This window comes from Ralstonia soli (assembly GCF_023955655.1).
Classification (GTDB): Bacteria; Pseudomonadota; Gammaproteobacteria; order Burkholderiales; family Burkholderiaceae; genus Ralstonia; species Ralstonia soli.
The window spans coordinates 1-961 of the sequence record NZ_JAMXHT010000029.1 but is presented as its reverse complement, the minus strand read 5'-3'; the positions used below and the strand labels follow the sequence as shown (position 1 = coordinate 961).

1 protein-coding gene, 3 tRNA genes and 1 pseudogene are annotated in these 961 nt (G+C 58.7%); 4 read left to right on the top strand and 1 reads right to left on the bottom strand.

The window, feature by feature from the left end:
* Window positions 1-8: 8 nt before the first annotated feature.
* Window positions 9-179 (bottom strand): annotated as a pseudogene (locus NG900_RS26555) (amidohydrolase); the annotation flags it as partial.
* A gap of 208 nt (window positions 180-387) precedes the next feature.
* Between NG900_RS26555 and NG900_RS26550 the strand changes: the two are divergent.
* The 4 genes from NG900_RS26550 to NG900_RS26535 form a co-directional block, all read left to right on the top strand.
* Window positions 388-473 (top strand) — tRNA-Tyr (locus NG900_RS26550).
* 60 nt (window positions 474-533) lie between these two features.
* Window positions 534-607 (top strand) — tRNA-Gly (locus tag NG900_RS26545).
* 22 nt (window positions 608-629) lie between these two features.
* A tRNA-Thr gene (locus tag NG900_RS26540) sits at window positions 630-704 on the top strand.
* Between the two features lie 43 nt (window positions 705-747).
* Window positions 748-961, top strand: a 214-nt coding sequence (locus NG900_RS26535; protein WP_252685264.1) for a GTP-binding protein, incomplete at its 3' end; no start/stop codon positions are given.

The window sequence follows — 961 nt, the reverse complement described above, 5'->3', positions numbered from 1 at the left end:
CCCGCCCCTCAGGATCGCCCCAGGTACCGCTCCACCAGCCTCACCCAGTACGTCGCCCCCAACGGCAGCAGCGCGTCGTTGAAGTCGTAACTCGGGTTGTGCAGCATGCACGGCCCCAGCCCATGCCCACTCTCTCGGTGATCCCCCTCTCCGTTGCCGATGAAGGCGAAACAGCCGGGGCTTGCCGAGCGGCGCCTATATGCCCCGTTTGGCGGTGCCGCAAGTCAACCGCTAATGGTTGTCGCGGCTATGTCGAAAGCGAGTCGCAACCTGCGTGGGATCGAATGTTTCCGTCAAGGGTGAGAGCGTCTAACGCTAAATCTCGCGATTTCATCACACACCGCTTGACAAGGTGCATCGATGGTCCCATAATCGCAAGTTCTCTTCGGAGAGGTGCCCGAGTGGCTAAAGGGGGCAGACTGTAAATCTGTTGGCTTACGCCTACGCTGGTTCGAATCCAGCCCTCTCCACCAGAATTAAGCAGTGAGTTCGGTTCTCAGCCAGGACCGGCGGCAAGGGAAGAAGTAACCCGGGCGGGTGTAGCTCAATGGTAGAGCAGAAGCCTTCCAAGCTTACGACGAGGGTTCGATTCCCTTCACCCGCTCCATTCACTGTTCGCAAAAAGTTTTGCCCATGTGGCTCAGTGGTAGAGCACTCCCTTGGTAAGGGAGAGGTCGGCAGTTCGATCCTGCCCATGGGCACCACGCATCCACCAACGCAAATCGCTACCGAGACAGGAGTCGCGACATGGCAAAGGAAAAGTTCGAGCGGACCAAGCCGCACGTGAACGTTGGGACGATTGGTCACGTTGACCACGGCAAGACGACGCTGACTGCAGCGATCGCAACCGTGCTGTCGAGCAAGTTCGGTGGCGAAGCGAAGAAGTACGACGAAATCGACGCAGCGCCGGAAGAAAAGGCACGCGGCATCACGATCAACACCGCGCACATCGAGTACGAGA